This is a genomic window from Paenibacillus sp. MAH-35 (assembly GCF_058135425.1).
The window spans coordinates 1-17213 of sequence record NZ_JBYUPU010000075.1 but is presented as its reverse complement, the minus strand read 5'-3'; the positions used below and the strand labels follow the sequence as shown (position 1 = coordinate 17213).

Annotated in this window: 14 protein-coding genes and 2 pseudogenes; 7 read left to right on the top strand and 9 right to left on the bottom strand. The window is 52.2% G+C overall.

What is annotated here, in order from left to right; genetic code table 11:
• Positions 1 to 200: 200 nt before the first annotated feature.
• The 3 genes from AC3Y2E_RS34000 to AC3Y2E_RS33990 all read left to right on the top strand — a co-directional run bounded on the left by AC3Y2E_RS34000 (position 201) and on the right by AC3Y2E_RS33990 (position 3115).
• A complete protein-coding gene (locus AC3Y2E_RS34000; protein ID WP_379217772.1) occupies positions 201 to 1514 on the top strand; it encodes an ABC transporter substrate-binding protein in 1314 nt (437 codons plus the stop codon).
• Positions 1515 to 1529: 15 nt separating this feature from the next.
• On the top strand, positions 1530 to 2411 hold the full coding sequence (locus tag AC3Y2E_RS33995; RefSeq protein ID WP_379217770.1) for a sugar phosphate isomerase/epimerase family protein: 882 nt from the start codon (positions 1530 to 1532) through the stop codon (positions 2409 to 2411).
• A gap of 236 nt (positions 2412 to 2647) precedes the next feature.
• Positions 2648 to 3115: a hypothetical protein gene (locus AC3Y2E_RS33990; protein ID WP_379217768.1), complete on the top strand. Its 468-nt coding sequence runs from the start codon at positions 2648 to 2650 to the stop codon at positions 3113 to 3115.
• A gap of 101 nt (positions 3116 to 3216) precedes the next feature.
• Here AC3Y2E_RS33990 and AC3Y2E_RS33985 read toward each other — a convergent pair.
• Positions 3217 to 3405, bottom strand: a pseudogene (locus tag AC3Y2E_RS33985) (FAD-dependent oxidoreductase); the annotation flags it as partial.
• On the opposite strand from AC3Y2E_RS33985, the pseudogene AC3Y2E_RS33980 reads away from it, so the two are divergent.
• Positions 3324 to 3605: pseudogene (locus tag AC3Y2E_RS33980) on the top strand (DUF2935 domain-containing protein); the annotation flags it as partial. The pseudogenes AC3Y2E_RS33985 and AC3Y2E_RS33980 sit on opposite strands and share 82 nt — an antisense overlap.
• A gap of 207 nt (positions 3606 to 3812) precedes the next feature.
• On the top strand, positions 3813 to 4757 hold the full coding sequence (locus tag AC3Y2E_RS33975) for a GNAT family N-acetyltransferase (RefSeq protein ID WP_379217766.1): 945 nt from the start codon (positions 3813 to 3815) through the stop codon (positions 4755 to 4757).
• A gap of 109 nt (positions 4758 to 4866) precedes the next feature.
• Here AC3Y2E_RS33975 and AC3Y2E_RS33970 read toward each other — a convergent pair whose 3' ends face one another.
• From AC3Y2E_RS33970 to AC3Y2E_RS33945, 6 genes are all read right to left on the bottom strand, one after another.
• Positions 4867 to 6765, bottom strand: a complete 1899-nt coding sequence (locus tag AC3Y2E_RS33970; RefSeq protein ID WP_379217764.1) for a putative phage tail protein — start codon at positions 6763 to 6765, stop codon at positions 4867 to 4869.
• 100 nt (positions 6766 to 6865) lie between these two features.
• Positions 6866 to 8857 carry a hypothetical protein gene (locus tag AC3Y2E_RS33965; RefSeq protein ID WP_379217762.1) on the bottom strand — a complete coding sequence of 664 codons (1992 nt, stop codon included), beginning with the start codon at positions 8855 to 8857 and terminating at the stop codon, positions 6866 to 6868.
• Positions 8858 to 8871: 14 nt separating this feature from the next.
• A complete protein-coding gene (locus AC3Y2E_RS33960) occupies positions 8872 to 9693 on the bottom strand; it encodes an amidohydrolase family protein (RefSeq protein WP_332072731.1) in 822 nt (273 codons plus the stop codon).
• Positions 9684 to 10445, bottom strand: coding sequence for an amidohydrolase family protein (locus tag AC3Y2E_RS33955; RefSeq protein ID WP_332072730.1), 762 nt, complete (start codon positions 10443 to 10445; stop codon positions 9684 to 9686). Before AC3Y2E_RS33955 ends, AC3Y2E_RS33960 begins: the two co-directional genes overlap by 10 nt.
• A gap of 25 nt (positions 10446 to 10470) precedes the next feature.
• Positions 10471 to 11802 (bottom strand): ABC transporter substrate-binding protein, encoded by a 1332-nt coding sequence (locus tag AC3Y2E_RS33950; RefSeq protein ID WP_379217759.1) that lies wholly within the window; start codon positions 11800 to 11802, stop codon positions 10471 to 10473.
• A 352-nt stretch (positions 11803 to 12154) separates the two neighbouring features.
• Positions 12155 to 12811, bottom strand: coding sequence for a GntR family transcriptional regulator (locus AC3Y2E_RS33945; protein WP_332072728.1), 657 nt, complete (start codon positions 12809 to 12811; stop codon positions 12155 to 12157).
• Positions 12812 to 12999: 188 nt separating this feature from the next.
• Between AC3Y2E_RS33945 and AC3Y2E_RS33940 the strand changes: the two genes are divergently transcribed.
• The gene (locus tag AC3Y2E_RS33940) at positions 13000 to 13929 is read left to right on the top strand and encodes an SDR family NAD(P)-dependent oxidoreductase (protein ID WP_379217757.1); all 930 of its coding nucleotides are present in this window, start codon (positions 13000 to 13002) and stop codon (positions 13927 to 13929) included.
• 17 nt (positions 13930 to 13946) lie between these two features.
• Positions 13947 to 15068, top strand: a complete 1122-nt coding sequence (locus tag AC3Y2E_RS33935) for a mandelate racemase/muconate lactonizing enzyme family protein (RefSeq protein WP_332072726.1) — start codon at positions 13947 to 13949, stop codon at positions 15066 to 15068.
• A 238-nt stretch (positions 15069 to 15306) separates the two neighbouring features.
• Here AC3Y2E_RS33935 and AC3Y2E_RS33930 read toward each other — a convergent pair whose 3' ends face one another.
• Together AC3Y2E_RS33930 and AC3Y2E_RS33925 are read right to left on the bottom strand one after the other, a co-directional pair.
• Positions 15307 to 16113: an SGNH/GDSL hydrolase family protein gene (locus tag AC3Y2E_RS33930; protein ID WP_379217754.1), complete on the bottom strand. Its 807-nt coding sequence runs from the start codon at positions 16111 to 16113 to the stop codon at positions 15307 to 15309.
• 818 nt (positions 16114 to 16931) lie between these two features.
• The coding region (locus tag AC3Y2E_RS33925) for a hypothetical protein (RefSeq protein WP_379217752.1) at positions 16932 to 17213 on the bottom strand (282 nt) is incomplete at its 5' end.

Genomic DNA, 17213 nt, shown 5'->3' with positions numbered 1-17213 from the left:
AAATTATATTATAAATGACAGAATACTGTATGTTCAAGTAACTATATTTTTGTTCTAATGAAATAAAAATACGGTTTTACAATATCTTAACCGCCAGTTAACAGATTTCGCAGCTTTAGTTGCTATACTTTAAATGCCAATGGAGTGGTCAAAGGGAGAAACTTTGTTACATCACACCTATCAAAGGGAGGCATTTAGGAATGAACAACAGAAACATGAAGTTGCTGCTGAGTCTGTCCGTTATAGGAGCTGTCGCACTGGCCGGTTGCGCCAAGGAAGGAACGGGCGGGAACGATGGCGGTACCCCGAAGCCCGCGGCGGCCAAGGCCGCGGAGACGGCACCTGTTACACTCAAGTTTGCCGTGCATTTGCCGATCAACGAGGAGTTCAAAAAGCTGTACATCGAGCCGGTTACGAAGAAGTATCCCCACATTGCGTTTGAGTTTTTTGAAGCCAGCAACTTTAAGGCGTACGACCAGCTCATTGTGTCCGGTGAAGTTCCGGATCTCTACATCTCGTTTAACGGCAATATGCCGGGTTTGAAGGATCGGGCCATCAACATGGATATGAAGCCGTTATTACTAAATAACAAAGTGGACTTGAACCGGTTTGAACCGAATTTTCTGGACGATATTCAATATGCGGTAACTGAGAAAGGCGAATTATACGGCTTGCCGATTGAAACGGCGTTCCATGCGCTGTATTACAACAAAGATATATTCGATAAATTCGGCGTCCCTTACCCGAAGGACGGCATGACGATGGAGGAGGCTTTGGAGCTCACGAGGAAAGTGACGCGAAACGAAAACGGCGTCCAGTACCGGGGCTGGGATTTCGGGAGTATTGTGCGAATGGCTCAGCCTCTCGGACTCGTCTATATAGATCCTAAGAATGAGAAAGCGATAACCTCAAGCGACACCTGGAGACGCGTATTCGAGCTCGGTAAGCAAATTTATTCGATTCCTGGCAACGAGCCGTCGAAAGATTCGAAAATGAACGGATTAAGCGGGTTTACGAAAGAGCGGACGATTGCTATGCTGAATGAGACCAGCAAGTTCTCGCAGCTGAAAGAGGCAGAGAAGGACGGACTCAACTGGGATGTCGTGCAGCATCCGTTTTATGCGGATCGGCCGAATATTTACGGGAATTCGACCGTTTATATGATTGGAGCCGTTCCGACAACCAAACATATGGACCAGGTGCTTCAGGTGATGGAAGTACTCACATCCGACGAAGTGCAGATGAACGTCTCCAAGTCCGGCCGGATATCGCCGCTTAAAAACGAGGCGGTGAAGAAAGCGTTCGGGCAGGGCGATCCTGCCTTGCAAGGGAAAAACGTGGCAGGTATTGTGAAAGGCAGCCCGGTGAAATACCCGGTTTACTTGTACCGGGAAATTGCGGAACCGCTGACCAATAAAAAGTTTACCGATTTCATGAACCGCTCGGACGATGCGTATACCGTGCTGCGGGAGCTGGATCATGAAATCAATCAAGCGCTCGAAACCCAAAAGTAAAAAGGAGGAAAAAGCATGCGTCTTTCCACGACAACCGCTACATTCAGCCAAACTTTATCGGGAGGGTATACGCCGTACACGGAAGCGATGAGAAGGTTAAAGGCGGTCGGGTATGAGGTGCTGGATATTAACTTTTGCCGGGCTCTGACGGGCCAGACCGACCTGGTCTGCGATAACTGGGAGACCCTGATGCACGAGCTCCGGGAAGAGGCCGAGCTGCTGGGCGTCGAGTTCAGCCAGTCGCACCCCGTGTTTTTGCCCGGTCATGTGAATCATCAGCCGGCTGAGCGGCTGGAGGTATATGATGAAATGATGCGCCGGTCCATCATCGCCAGCTCGATTCTCGGTGTCAAATGGGCGGTCGTGCACCCTCATGAAGACCGGGAGACGACGGCCTTGGACATCGATGCCTGTATCAAGGACAACGTGGAGCATTTCTCGCCGATCGTCGAGCTGGCTTTCCGGCATAACGTCGGGATCGCCTTTGAAAATATGATTGAACGAGAGACGTCCAAAAGACGGTTTGCCAGCCATGCCGCCGAGCTCGCCGCCTTAATCGACGTCTGGGGCGATTCCCGGATCGGCGCGTGCTGGGACTTCGGGCACGGAAACTTCCTGTACAAGGATCAGCGCCCGGCGCTGCGCGCGCTTGGCAAGCGGCTGAAGGCGACGCATATCAACGACAATTACGGCAAATCGGATGAGCATATGTTTCCGTTCCACGGCAGCGTCGATTGGCATTCCGTCTTGCCGGTGCTTGCCGAGATCGGTTACGAGGGCGATTTTACTTATGAAACGCACAAAGAATTTGGCCGCCTGCCCGAGTCCCTCAAAGACCCTTTGGCAAAGGTCGGGTACGACATCGCCCAGTATTGCCTGACCCTTGCGAAGTCATAAAGGCAGAGTCAGCGTCCAAGCAAAGGAGAGCCGATACTAGCATACAAAAATAAAAGCGAAAAGCCGCCGATTCATTCAGCGGCTTTTTTTCATTACAAGGCGATCCCGACCAAAGTCCAGTTCAGATAAGGGCGCTGGTCTGATTTGGTTCATACCGGAACGCTATATAATAAAATCAAAACAAAGTGCGTCAACAGCTGGCAGGAGACTAATTTGAATAGACTGAGGTGTTTCAGATGGATTTTCTTAAAGGGTTTGGGAAGCTGGCGGGGGATGTAACGGGGCTGGTACTTGGAGGGACTGTACGTGTTGCCGGCGAGCTTGTAAATAGCAATTACATTAAAGAGATCGGCAATGATATAGAAAGAGTAACGGCCAAGACAGGGGAGCTTGCAGGGCAAGCAGCGAGCGGCGTCTGGGATGTAGGCGCAGGCTTGTTAACGGCGGATAAGCAGCAAGCGAAGACAGGACTCGACGAGCTGGGTGATGCTGCAGCTACAACCGTTAAAGGTGTCGGCCATGGGATCGAATATGTGGTCGAAAGCGGGAAAAAGATGATGACAGGCATCAAAGAAAACGATTCAGAGTTACTTAAAGAAGGTGCAATGAAGCTGGGGAAGGCAGCGGCGATTACCACCATTGGCATCGGCTTGGTCGATCTTGTCGATGGCCCGGACGGAACGGGGCCGTCAGGTACAGTATAAAGGGACGTCCAATAACCAGGGAATGCATAATAAACCTGCCTACAGACATTCCAACAATAAATTTGAACGCGAGACTAGACTTCAGTTATGCTCCAACTTGCCTAATGGATCTCATAGGCCGCACGAATCGCAGACTGGATCGCCCCTTGAATCCAGCCGTGATAGTCCGAAGCATGTTCTCCGGCGAAATGCACTCTTCCCTCTGGCGATGAAATGTATTGAAATGGCCGGCTATATGCGGACGCAATTACGAGACTTTCCGGCATTTCGCAGGTTCCATACGGATATCGATCTCGAAATGAAGCTGTTTGTGTCCTTTCTCCGCGAACTGGAGGAAATGGAATTGTCGGCCGAAGTACTTGACCGAATCGCTCCCCTCATGCCTGATCATATGATGCGGGAAGAATGTTATTACTTAATGAAGCTTGCAACTTTAGGTTTGGTGCCCGATCCGAAATGCGACCCGGCCAAGCCAAGAGTGGAGGCATAAACCAGTCGGCATAGCAAGCCGGATTTTTGTATCGGGGGGGAGCGAGAGCAAGCTCCCTTTTTTCTTTTGCCATTGATTCCTTTTGCTTTTTCCCGGAGCCGCAGAATGATCTGGCCTCAAGCGGGTTAAGGGAGTATACTTTTCTGTGGGAAGCCATCCGGCTACGATGGATAGAATACGACGTTTGGGGAAAGCAGGTATACGATAATGGACAATAACGAGCTGCGATTGGGAAGACTGCATCAATGCACGTTCGAGCAGGCATTGGAACTGAAGAAGCGAGGCTTCGAAGGATATCACGCCGAAATGGCGATTCATTATCCCGGGTTTGCGCGTCCGCCGGCGCCGACGGGCGTTCCTGTTCCAGGCGAGCTGGACCGGATGCTGGACGGGTTCGGAACGGAGGGAATACGGCCGGAGTTGTCGGTCGTATGCTTCGCGGGCGATAAACCGGTCGGATTCGTATTCATCGCAGTAAAGCAGGCGGACGGCAAGAAGCTTGTCTGGAACGGCGGAACGGGTGTATTCCCGGAGTATCGCGGCAAAGGGATTGCGAAAGCGATGATGCTGGAAGCGGGCAAGGTGATCCGGGAGCAGGAAGCGGATCACGCTTTCCTGGAGGTGGTCGCCAAGAACGAGCATGCGATCAGAGCCTATCAAAAAGGAGGCTTTGAAATAGCAGACCGCTTAATTGGGATGACGTGCGCAGGGACGGGAGCAGCATTCTTTGACCGTCCGGACGGTCTCGACGGTATTCGCCTTGTTCATGACGCTCCGTCGGCGGTATCCAAACTGCCTTTCTACCGATCCGAGGCGGCTTGGTGGTGCATGTGGCACAATATGAAGACAGGGCAATCCGTTACAGCGTTCGATCCGGAAGGCAAGGAAATCGGCTATGCCTTGTTTAATCGTGCTTATGGAGCGGGCGGCGAGCTGAAGTCCGTTGTACTCAAGCAATGCGAGTTGAGTGCAGCTTGCGCGGACAGAGAGGCCGTATTCCGAATGTTGCTGGCTGAGGCCTATGGACCTTTCGATCCTGCCGTTACCTATAAAACCGCCGACTTATCGATGTCGAACCCCGAGGTTGTCCGTCTGCACGAGGCAGCCGGGTTTATTACAAACTATGAACAATACCTGATGATGATGAAATAGACGGTAAGGAAGCCGCAAGGATGTAAAGCAGGAACCGGCTGGGAATAGTTCCGGCCGGTTTTTTCGGATTTGTCAGCCAGGATGGCCGAGGGGCGGCGTATCTCCTGCATCAGTCATCAATTTTCCCAAAGCCCTTCCACACCCCGGGTGTGCCCGAAGCGGTGCAGACCCATCCGATCGTCCCGCTGGCAGCGGGGTCCGCGTTGTAGAATAGATCTCCTTGCCTATAATTCACGTAGTAGTTCGAGGCTTGAGGAACCTGGGCGGTTATGCCCGTCAGCGGGCCGTTTCTTTTTTGATGCAGATGGTCGAGTTCTCGGGTATCGCCGCTTTGGTGGGCGTTCATGGCCAGCTCATGAAAGCTCACGCAGGAAATCGTATGTGTACCCGGCGAAGTGCTGGACGAATTCATCAGCAAAATCTCGGCGCTGACGGCACCGGGCGGCGGGGTCAGAATCGCGATCCGTCTCGTCATATCGGTCGATTGCCCCGGGAGAGCCCGGTTGACGGACACGAAATATTGTTTGATCAAAACCGACGCCGCATCAAAATAACGAATGCCTGCTTGAATCGAGATGAAGTTGGCCCCTGCCAGAGGATACTCCGCTTTGCTCGTAATAGCGAGTATATATTTCCTGTCGTCCCGCAGGGTTACACGATTGCGCGAATTCAGAAAAACGACGCCTGCCGCCTTGTCGGGATTGAGTTGAATCGCCCGGCCGTCCCGATCCTCGATCCGCTCGAAATGATGACTGGATAAGGGCGAATAATAAAGCTTCCAGCTGGATAAACCGTTCCGGCTGACGCTCGTCAGGTGCGGATCTTCAAGCAAATTTGCACCAATCGAGACGCTTTGATGAAACTCGATCGGACTGGCAAAGGTAACTCTCGTATCCGGATAGGAGGCAAAGTTAGCTTCGCGTGATTCGAAACCGTTAATTTTCGTGTTGCTGAATTCAACGCTTCCGCCGTGGTACATCAGGCTGTTGATAGTTGCGTTTTCAATTTTGCAGCTAACGATGGAATTGCCGACGTAGGCGTTTTCGGATATGGAGAGGTGGGTAAAGTGTCCGCCGTTCACATAAATCCGTTTCAAAGGCGCCGACGAATCATTCGGCTCCAAATTCAGATGCAAGGAATCGACCAGCGCCCGGGGGCCGAGAATCGTAATATTCTCGCTTCCCTCCAAGATGGCAATGTCTGCCTGCGTATTATTATGAAAGGCACAATTTTCAATCCATATATTTTTGGAGTTTTTCATATACAGACCCCATGCGTTTGGAGCGGTGCTATTATGGCGAAAACCTTGGATCGTGCATTGGCGAATCACTATGTTTTTTCGATTGGTCAATTCACAGCGGTTCCATTCCAGGCTCGTCTCCACACAATTAAAATGGAGATTCTCGTAAACGGAATCGTCAGCGAAGCCCACTAACACGACACTGCCGCTGGACGGATAAAATAAATCAAGCTGCGGGTGATTGACGCCAATTACTTTTTGCCCCGGTATCCCTTGAAATTTGGACAGGCGGTATGAACTTCCGGTTGCGGGGATGAGGATCGTTTGACCGGCCGCAAATGCTTTGGAGAAAACAGCCGTATCATCCGTCACTCCGTCTCCCGCAGCGCCAAACCATTGCACATTCAGGATTCCGTCATGAATCCGCTTGAATCGCGCCCCCGATGTTGAAACCAGGACGGTCCCGGTATTATCGGGCGAACTGAGATCGGTCGGATCATAGTAAAAATGACCTTCCTTTCCCGAGTCTGCAACATAATAGATAACGTCTGAATCCGGAGAGGTCAAGCCTCTCAGCTGACTTAGAGTTGTAACAGCAACCAGACCCTCATTATCAAGAGCGTGAACAGAACCCCCGCCCAAGCGGCTGCCGGTCAAAGCCAGACCGGTGCCTGCCAAACCAAGCGAAGCCAGCAGCTTGCGCCTGCTGAGCCGCCCTAATTCCGAAGTTCGTCCTTGCTCTTTCCCAGCTTGATAGTTTTGTTCCATACAGTAGCACTACCTCCTGATATAAGATGTTATATAAGTTGGTAATTATAGCCGCTAATATAGCTCGACATGTCATCGTGGAAAGTAAGATTGCGCGCGCTCACACCAGCTCAATAAACCGAACATCCCAATTGCCTACAGGCGGAATGAGGAAGGAGCTGTATCCGGCATCAGAAGAGCTTGCACTTACGATCGTGTCGCTGCACTGCATATCCGTGATCCGAATCCGGTTGGAAGGGGTCCGGATGTTCAACACCAGATCGGTCGCCTGATCCATGCTGGAATTTAACAGAACGATGCCATAACGGCCGTCCGCCATCTCTCTCACCCACAGATTGCACTTATGGAACGAAGCGATGTACGCAGGCAGCCGGTCTTTCGATAACCAGCGCATCAGCCGCCTCAGCTGTATCGATTTGGCCTGATTGTGCAGCATCGTCCACGGATAATAACCCGCCACGGCTATCCGCCCTCCGAGCTTGTTCTCGAAAATCCCGCTCCCGCACAGGCTTACTTCCTCATTGGCGTAATTCACAATCCGGCTTAAAGCGGCGGCTCCGGGCTGCGTCTGCACAAGCAGAGTGGCAGGGACGTTCCAGAACGACTGCCGGCAATTTCGTTTGCGGCCTGCCGCCGCCCCGTTTAGCGGATGATCCGTGAACTGCTCGATACCATCTTCGCGGACGGACGACTCGACCCGAAACCCGACCTCTTCGCCGTATCCCATCGCGCATAGCTGCTCCAGCGCCTGGCCGTCCATATAGACGCCGTTTTGCAAAAGCTGTTCGATCTGCTTGTCGCTCATCGCCCGGACGCTTTCCCCGGCCAATAAGGAGACAACCGCAGCCGATTCGGAATAAGCCGGAGGCAGACCCAGCTCGAACAGCTCCAACGCATGGTGTCCGGTAATAAGGCCGATATAACCCTCGAACCAATTCCCTGATAACCGTTGAACGGCAAAGCTGTCCATGTTCCATCCCGTGTGCAGGCCGGCAGGCTTCGAGCGCCCCAGCTTGCCGACAAGCAAATCGTAGAAGGGGCGGTTCTTCTGCAGCTGACGCAGCAGAGGACCGTATTCGTCATCATAGGGCTCGCCGCCTGTTAAGGACAACACGTTATACGCTGCTCCCGTACAGCCCGCCGCGATATGGCATGCCGCTTCCACCGCAGTTAATCGGTCGCTTTTGCGAATCCGCTGATACGGAAAATTCTCGATCTCGCTCTGGATGTCGGTGACCCGGTCCGGCAATAAAGAGACTTGCCTGCCGATGGCATGCGATTTTGCGGTGAGTTCGGCCGGACGTTCGTCCCAATAAAATCCGCCTCCGGGCCGCCACATGACGGCCGTTTCGCCGTTATCGGAAAGAGTGCGCTCCATACCGGGGAAATCGTACCCCTCATAAAAACGGTCACCGCTCATGAAGCCGATCGGCATGTCCGGACGGATTTCGTGCACGGTCTGCTCGATGAGCTGCAGCAGCCGGTTCAGCGTGTCGCGGTTATGCTGCAGCCACTGCCGGCGAATCGCCAATTTATCCGCTTCGGGGCCTTCGTTGAATTGCCGCTTTAACTGTTCTCTCGTATAGGTCGCACAGGTCCGGACGCCGAACCGTTCCAGACACGTGTCGCAAAAACAGCCTTGCCCGACCGGTCTATGGTTCGCCAGGCGGATATCGTCATCGAGCCATATGTATTCGGGCTCAGCGAGCGCGACGAGCCGGTACAGCTCCCGGACGTACTCCCGCATCCGCTCGTCGTTCGGGCAAAAGGAGCCTTGGCATACGTCACCCTCGATACCCGTCATGCGGGTATAGGGGCCGGCAAGCGAGTGGGGCAAATGTTCGTTGTGATGCCCGAGTGTCGTCATCACGTTGATGCCTGCGCGGAAACCTCGGCGTCGAGCCTCCTGCATCCTCAGCTTCAGCACGGCAACCCGTTCCTTGGCCGCTTCTAAAGGAATCGGGGCGTGAGTGGAAGTGGTGAAAAAGGTGAGGGCGTCGGCCGCTCCTTCATACTTGCGGAAGAAATCCAGCAGCTGCTCGAACCGGGAATCGGTCAAATCGAAAACGTCGTACAGACGAAATGAAAACATGCGTAGTCCTCCTCTTACGATCCGATATACCGGCTCAACAGCCTTTTGGCATTGAGGCCCAAAATTTTCTCTTTCGCATCGTCGGAAATACAGGCGTACAAAATATTACCGATTTCCCAAGTCAGATCGTTAAAGGTTGCATCGCTGGAAAAGAGGAGCTTCTCGGGATCGGCCTGCTCGGCAAAATAGTCTAATGTTTTCGTGGAGTATATAAAGGCACCGGTGAGATCCAGGTACAAATTGTCGTACTTGTTGGCCAGTTCAATAGCTGTAGGAATGCCAGCACCGATCCCGCCGGAGTGACCGATCAGGATGGTTGCGTTTTTATACGTCTCCGCGATATTTCGCAGCATGGCGGGGTTCGAGTAAGGGCCGGTCGACCATGTGTGGACAAGCACCAGCAATCCTTTCGAGTCGGCATACTCCCAGCATGGTGTGTAGAGAGGGCCGTTCATCGGGTATCGATTAATATCCGGATGAATTTTCATGCCGACAAAACGATCGGAGCCGGTGAAACACGTATCGGCGATTTGCAAACTTTTTTGTTGAAGCCAAGGAATATAAGTCACCCATCCTAAAATTTGCCGGTGATCTTCCATAATTTTCGCCAAGTCCAGATTCGCTTCCAGTTCATCCGAGTAAAGTCCGCGAAGCATCGAGATGACCGCGTAATCGACGCCTACACGCTCCATCGTCTGGATGAAGGGAACGACTTGCTCCGCTTCGCTGCGAAACGGCACTAACGGGTCGGCGGGAGAGCCGAGGTGGCAGTGGATATCGATGACAGGGATGCCGGTTAAGGCAAGGCCGTTTTCGGCATAATCTTTTAGCTGCATGGAAGTTCTCCCCCAATCAGTCTGTTGGCATTACGGAAAGCGATATTTTCCTTATCGTTCGAATCGATTTGGGCATAGGTCAGCATCGTGATGGCTGCGCCGGGCATGTTGATCGGCATGTTGGACCCCCACAATAGGTTGTGGGAGCCGAACAACCGCACCGCTTCTTCGTAAGCCAGCCAATTGTCATAGACCGAAAACTCGGTGTAAAAATTCGGATATTGCTCGAAGTAGCTGTACATCACCATTTTCCGGCGATGACGGATCGAGGTTAAGATGACCGTAACGGTCGGATAATTGCGCAATAAAGCTTCGAAGCATTCAAGCTCTGTCCCCGATGCGTCGACGATTTCGGATTGATCGATCAGCATATGGATGTTGTTGCGCGCGGCGATATCGAACAGCTCGCGCGTATGCGAGCCGTGCAAGGTGAAGCCTTGCTCCTTCGGGAATATTTTGGCGAATTTGATTTGCTGCTCCTGCAGCAGCAGTTCCAGAGCGTTCCAGCCCATATCGTACTTATAATGCGGGGACAGGATGAAGCAAGGGATGATTTGATCGGACGTTCGGGCTAAGGCCAGAAGCCGCTCATTGCCGATAATCGGATTCATACGCCGTGCCGTTGCGTGGTAGGCAATGGCTTGATCGATCCGGAAATAGTCCAGCGCTTCGAGAAATTGTTGTTCCGTGTTGATCGCATATTCTTGGCTGACGCTGTTCCCGATCATGCAGTTGACATCGATTTTACGCATAATGAATAGTCTCCTTCGGCGATAGTTACTTGCCTGTCATGCTTTTTTGTTCCTCGATTTTTTTATTGGTTACCTCGGCGGCGTCGCGCAATGCGGTGTTGATATCTTTCTTGCCATCGGCTACCTCGTTGTAAGCGGTTGTAAGCGCTCCCGAACCGATAGTTACATATTTGCTGTAAGGCATTTTTTCGGCAAGCTTGGCCGGAACGAGCGCTTTGGCATTTTTGCCGTTCAGCTCCGACAGTCTCGCTCCGAAAACATCGCGTATGGCAGAGTCGCGCAGCACCGACTGCTGTCCGTCCATCGACAGCTCCCGCTGCACCTCGGGGGACGACAGCTCTGCGGCGGCCAGAAAAGCGGCTTCCCGGTTTTTGCTGGTGGACGGGATGTACAGCATAACAATTTCCGGCTGCGGTCCGACGCCCGGCGCTTCCTTCAAAGTCGGATAGTTCGCTACGTCCCAATTCAGACCGGGACTATGGGCAAACATTGTAAAATTGCTGTTCATGGTTGATGTCATAGCGAGCCGTTGACCCTTTATGAACATATCCAGTTTGCTGCCTTCCGCAGGCGTTACCCCGGCAATCCGGGCCGGCGTGATCATTTGGGTTATATAATTTTTCCATCTATCGGTTTCGAAGGCCGAGCGATCGGTTTTGGGATCGACAATAGGCATGGAGAGCGGGTTAACCAACATTTTGGTTCCGACATTTTGGGTATCGTATCCCCAGTACATCGTGCCTGCATCGTTGCGGGTTAATTTCAGCGACATGTCGCGCACATCGTCCCATGTCATATTGTCTTTCGGGAAAGGCACTCCGAATTTGGAGAACAGATCTTTGTTATAGTAAAAAGCTAACGTTTGAAGCGAAAGCGGTATGGCGGGGATTTTGCCGTCGTTAAATTCCCTCATATACTTGGTGACGGACGGATCCCACTTCTCCATATCATACTTGTACGTTTTGATCAGATCGGATAAATCGGTCGAGATGCCAAAGCTGATCATACTGTTCAAATTAAGCTCCGTGTGGAAAATAAAATCAACGTTCGTATTGCTCGCCACCAATTGCTCCAACGAGCCGGCCGATGTACCGATCACCTCAAAGGAGAGGTTCGGGTATTTCTTGGTTACATATTTTCCGTACAGGTTCATAAATCCTTCAGTCGTCATTCCCCACTGGTGGTACACGACTAGCTTGGTAGGTTTGTCGATCGCCGGGGTTTTTACATGTTCCTTCTCTGATGGTGTCAACGGCTGTGTTGTCTTCGGGTTGGGCGATTGCCCGGAGCAAGCGGTTACAATTAGAAAAACGGCGGCAACAAGGAACATGAGAACACTTCGTACACGAATGATCATACTCTTCCTCCTTCTCGATCAAGCAGGCTTAACTTCCCGACACGGTTTACTTCCGACACCCTTACCCTTTCGAATTCAAGCTCCAAGCTAAACGTCATGGTGAAACGGGCTTCCCCCTTCCGAAAAGGCTGCGCTTCATTTCAATCCAATAGTAGTATGGCGAATGTCAATTGTCAACAAATTATTGTTGATTATATTTGTGGCTATACCGGATCGTACAGAAAGATGGATGTGCTTGCTTGACAAGCCGTCCCGATTGATGAAAAGCCCAAAAAGACCGTCTCTGCATGCAAGGAAGCGAGGAACGGTCTCAATGACACTTATGAAGGATAGCGATACTCTGACTTACTCCTTACAAATAAAGCATACAATCTTCGTCCTGGATATGCTTCTCCCAGGCGGCGGTAATCCGGCCGAAATCTTTCGTCCGCAGCGCGTCGACCAGCGTACGGTGATCGTCCGGTACCCGGGACAAGTCCGGAAAATGACGGGTGTTTTTCATAAAATGGAGCCGCAGCCGGTTGACGATCCCCGACCATATTTGCTGGGTGTACGTGGACTCCGTCCATAAAAGAATCCGTTCGTGGAATATAATATCTTCCTCCACGAGCCCGGCAATATCGTTGTCGGCCGCGAACTGGTCCATTCGGGCGATATTCTCGTTCAGCGCGCTGAAGAAACCGTCGTCAAACTGATCCAGCCTGTATTTGATCGAATACAGCTCCAACCGGAGACGTATCGGGATTAGCAAATCGACGATTTCTTCTTTCGTCACGTCCGCGACTACGGTTTCTTTGTAAGGAAGACACGTAACCAGTCCCATTGCTTCCAAATCGCGCAGTGCTTCGCGGATCGGACCGCGGCTGATGCCCATCTGCTCGGATATTTCCTGCTCCTTGAGCTTCTCCCCGGGCTTTAAGCTGCCCTGAATGATGGCGTTGCGTATGTCTGCCGCTACCTTTTGGCGGAGAGATAAGTTTTCCTGGCTTTTAAATTGAAATTTACTCATTCCTGTTCTCCCGGAAGCGATATAAGCTCGCTAAAACTTATACAGCAAATTTATGTTACCTCCCTAGTATAGCGTAATCCGCAGAAAATTCAACAGAAATCAATCAATAGTTGATTGTTGACAATACAATTGTGCGGATCGTATGATGGAGCTAAGGATCGGGCCAAAGATTCTGTATGGGGGAGAGGATGATTGGTACATACATGGGCGGACAATCGGCGCGCATCCGGATGATGCGGAAAGAGGATGCGGGATACGCCGGCCAAGTTCAGGCAACGGGGAGATCAGGCGGTGATCGCAAGCAAGCAACGAAACAGACAGCTGAAAGGCAGGTGTTCCACCTGGAACGGTTTAAGGGTAAAACTGTGATCATTACCGGAGGCGCTACCGGAATCGGCCTGGCTGCCGCCAAGAAATTCGCCGACGAAGGTGCAAACCTAGTAATAGCCGGGCCTTTTCTAGCCGATGGGCAGAAGGTGCTGCACGTGCTGAGCGACTCGGGAGGGAGTCATGCGTTCATTCAAACCGACGTATCCCGGGAAGCGGACGTTCGCCTGCTGATGGAGCAAACGGTGGAGCGCTATGGCCGCATCGACGTCCTCGTTAACAATGCCGCGATCTTTTTCGAGAGCGATTATTTGCTGGAGACGACGGAGCGGTGGCGCCAGGTGTTCGATGTTATCGTAAGCGGCGCTTATTTCTGTACCCGTTATGCAGCCGAGGCGATGCGATTGGCCGGAGGAGGCGGGGCTATTGTAAACGTTTCCTCGATTAACGGCAGCCGGGCCCTTGATAAATCCAGTCATTACAATGCTGCCAAAGGCGCTCTGGATCAGCTTACGCGCTGCACCGCGCTCGAATTGTCGCCATACGGCATACGCGTAAACGGCGTAGCCCCCGGCTTTGTCGACGCGGGGTTAAGCGTCGTGGGCGGGAATAATGAACTGGAGACGGAAACGTTCCGGGAGCTCTACGTCCGGCAAAGGAAAATTCCGCTGGCGCGGCCCGGTACGGCTGACGAGGTTGCATCTGTCATCCTATTTCTTGCCTCTGAACAGTCGTCGTACATCCAGGGGGCGATTATCCCGGTAGACGGCGGTTTATCGATTACTTTTTGAAGAAAGGCTGGGTTGGGATGAAAATCACGAATGTGGAAGCGATTTATTTGAAAATACCCGATCTGAATGCGGACCAATGCGACGGCACCCAGGATACGCTCGTTATTCGTGTTCATACGGATGAAGGGATTGTCGGCGTTGGCGAGGTCGATTCCTCTCCGCTTGTGGCCAAAGCCGTGGTGGATGCTCCGCCTTCCCATTCGATAGCGACAGGGCTTCGCAGCTTGCTGATCGGCGAGAATCCGATCGAGATCGAGCGGCTGTGGGATAACATGTATCGCGGCACGATTTATTTCGGCCGTACCGGTCCCGCGCTTCATGCGATGAGCGGGGTCGATATCGCGCTGTGGGATATTATGGGCCAAGCGATGAACCGGCCGGTATGCGAAATGCTGGGAGGCGTCTTCAACCGGAAGCTCAAAGCGTACGCGAGCGCCCTGATGCCAGGTACGGTCCAGGAAGCGGCACGTTTGGCAGATCAGTATGCGAAGCTGGGGTACAAAGCTGTCAAGTTCGGCTGGGGACCGATCGGTCGCGATGCGAAATTCGATGAAGCGCAAATTCAGGCGATTCGTTCAGCGGTAGGCGACGATGTGGATATTATGATTGACGCGGGATTGGCGTGGGATTTGAAGGGCGCCCTGCGGATGGCGGACATCTATGAGAAGTACAACGTGTTTTGGCTGGAGGAGCCGCTCCATCCGGGCGATATAGCCGGTTATCGGGAGCTGGCGCGCCGAACGAACCTCTCGATAGCCGGCGGGGAGCAGGAAAGCGGAAGAGCGGCGTTCGGGCGGCTGCTGGATGAGGCGCAGCTGGATATTGTCCAGCCCGATCTGGCCCGGGTCGGAGGGTTGACCGAAGGCAAGCGGATTGCCTATATGGCTTACGACCGGCATAAAAAGGTTGTACCCCACGCCTTCAAAAGCGGCATCCTAGTGGCGGCCAGCACGCATTTCGCGGCATCGATACCGAACGGGTTTATGATCGAATATACCGTATCCGAATCTCCCTTGGCGCGGGAGCTGGTACAACGGGAGATCGAATTCAAAGACGGCTACGTGACCGTTCCGGTCGACCGCCCGGGTCTGGGCATTGAAATCAACGAAGACGTCCTGAACAAATACAGAGTCGGGTGACTTGCCAGACAGGTTGAACGAACTATCTTCTATAGGACGTCTGCACGTAGTTGGCCGGCACGTTTTCCAAGGAACGTGTCCCGCGACGGAGCGTGCGCCGTTATCGGACGGAGCGCAGGTTCTTCCGCTTCCCCGGGGGCGGAGACGGCGGCCGCAGCAAACAATCAAGGCATATACTCGCCGAAGAGCTTTCGGCAGGTACATGCCTTGTTTTTCCGATTGAACGGAACCTTCAAGATTATCCATTCGTGCTGTCTAACGCTTGGAGGAGCGCTTCCAAGTAAAGATCGTGGCCATGCTGGTTCACGTGGATTCTTCCCGCGCTTTCGCCGATCGTCCAATTGCGATGGTCTTCCCTTTTGTAGCGGTATAAGAAGTACTCATATGTATGGATAAAGGAAATGTCCCGTTCTGCACACACTGACCGGATGACGTCATAATAATCGCTATATCGGCCACAACCCCACAAATCGTCCTTAAACGGCGGCTTGTCCGCATATTCGTCGTTGTCCGCATAATCGAAAGGGGCCGACAACGTGATGATTGGAGCGGGGCCGATCACAACCAGACCGACTTGGGCCGATTGAATACGTCCGATCATCCGGGTAAAGGCACTTTTCGTATCCGGGAGGGGCATGCCATGGAACCAGTCGTTAATAATCATCGGCTGCAGGATGATCAAGGTCGGATTCAACTCCAGAACCTCGGCTAAATGATCCGTATGGTCTTTGTCGCCCACTCCTCCTGCCCCGATCGTTACCGGTTCGCCAAGGTAATCCCTGATCGTATGATTGCCTCTGCCGGCGTTCACAAACTGATGCATTCCGATCCCCGTCTTGCTTCTCATATGCCTTGCGAATTGATCGACCCATACGCCGGAAGAGGGATCGCGTTGATGAAACCTGTCCGTAACGCCTGGAGGAGCGGGAAGTCCACGGACTCGGTCATCGCCTGTATCCGTTGCCCCTTGTCCTACCGTGTGGGAATCGCCGATAAATACGATCAATGATTCGGCTGCATCGATGTTCACATTCGCTAGTTTCACAGCTTCAACTCCTCAGTGGAAGGTAGTGTAGTTCCTCGTTCTATTATAAACTCAACTGTTGACAATAGACAATTATTAATTTTGATTCGCGTTTGACAGAGGAAGGCCGATTAATGGAGGCATCAGGGCAGGGCGGCCGATACCGTACGTCAAGCGCGTTACGTGGAAGCTTCCCTTCCCGGCACGACGTATCGTATGAGCTGCACGTCAAAAAACCGCCCGGGATGATGTTCCCAGACAGTTTGTCTTATCGATACACGCCAGAAAGTTTAAGTTCTTTACCGAGTGAAGGGAGGGGAGGCCTTCCTTGGTTGTAGAGAACGTAGACTCAGGTCCGATGACAAACGAATTGGATCGTGCTTATGGCTGAAAAACGACGTTATTCCAGACGTAACGAATCCGGGGATCGTTATCGAACCGAAAGTGGAAAAAAACGATCCGATTTGCGGGAATAACAACACAAGAGTTCGTTACAAATTCAAACGTCCGCATTCAGCTCTGATAACGAATGCTGGGTTCGTTAGCCATACCACAGCATGAAGACAACACGACTGAGGGCGAGCAGATGGAGCGATGGTAACGATTCCCTTCCAACGTACAAACGTAGGGGTTTGCACGTCAAAGGACCGTCCGAACGGTTTGTCTTATCGAGTAAGCAAGTGACGTTACCCCTTTTTTCGCGGCTATTCGGCGTTAGCCCTGCTTACATGCGGCCGGAAGGAACCGGATAGGAGCGGTTTGTGAGGCTGACGATTCAATGTGGACAACCAAGTGGAAAGGGAAAAGATTACCTTCTGGCGAGTTTTGTCTGGAATCCCCTACCTTACAATCCTTATTAAATCAAGGGATTCAGGACAACCTGTTTGAGCAGAAGAAGGTAACTTTTCACTTGGAACGGTCTTGCTAACACTTCTACACAATGAATCGACAGTCTTGTTTGTAGCCGTTATTTTGTTCAAAACCTGTCTGGAGGCACTAGCGTTGCAAAGAGCAAATTGGAGGAAAGAATTCGGCTCCTGTTCAAAATGGAGATGACTCCAGTTCATCCAATTCAGTAATAATTTTACAGTTGGTTTTTCACCGAATAAGCTAAAAAGTAA

Coding starts and splice junctions, on each gene's coding strand:
- AC3Y2E_RS33940 (WP_379217757.1), top strand. CDS start 13,000: ATGATTGGTACATACATGGGCGGACAATCGGCGCGCATCCGGATGATG.
- AC3Y2E_RS33975 (WP_379217766.1), top strand. CDS start 3,813: ATGGACAATAACGAGCTGCGATTGGGAAGACTGCATCAATGCACGTTC.
- AC3Y2E_RS33995 (WP_379217770.1), top strand. CDS start 1,530: ATGCGTCTTTCCACGACAACCGCTACATTCAGCCAAACTTTATCGGGA.
- AC3Y2E_RS33970 (WP_379217764.1), bottom strand. CDS start 6,765: ATGGAACAAAACTATCAAGCTGGGAAAGAGCAAGGACGAACTTCGGAA.
- AC3Y2E_RS33960 (WP_332072731.1), bottom strand. CDS start 9,693: ATGCAGCTAAAAGATTATGCCGAAAACGGCCTTGCCTTAACCGGCATC.
- AC3Y2E_RS34000 (WP_379217772.1), top strand. CDS start 201: ATGAACAACAGAAACATGAAGTTGCTGCTGAGTCTGTCCGTTATAGGA.
- AC3Y2E_RS33990 (WP_379217768.1), top strand. CDS start 2,648: ATGGATTTTCTTAAAGGGTTTGGGAAGCTGGCGGGGGATGTAACGGGG.
- AC3Y2E_RS33945 (WP_332072728.1), bottom strand. CDS start 12,811: ATGAGTAAATTTCAATTTAAAAGCCAGGAAAACTTATCTCTCCGCCAA.
- AC3Y2E_RS33950 (WP_379217759.1), bottom strand. CDS start 11,802: ATGATCATTCGTGTACGAAGTGTTCTCATGTTCCTTGTTGCCGCCGTT.
- AC3Y2E_RS33935 (WP_332072726.1), top strand. CDS start 13,947: ATGAAAATCACGAATGTGGAAGCGATTTATTTGAAAATACCCGATCTG.
- AC3Y2E_RS33965 (WP_379217762.1), bottom strand. CDS start 8,857: ATGTTTTCATTTCGTCTGTACGACGTTTTCGATTTGACCGATTCCCGG.
- AC3Y2E_RS33955 (WP_332072730.1), bottom strand. CDS start 10,445: ATGCGTAAAATCGATGTCAACTGCATGATCGGGAACAGCGTCAGCCAA.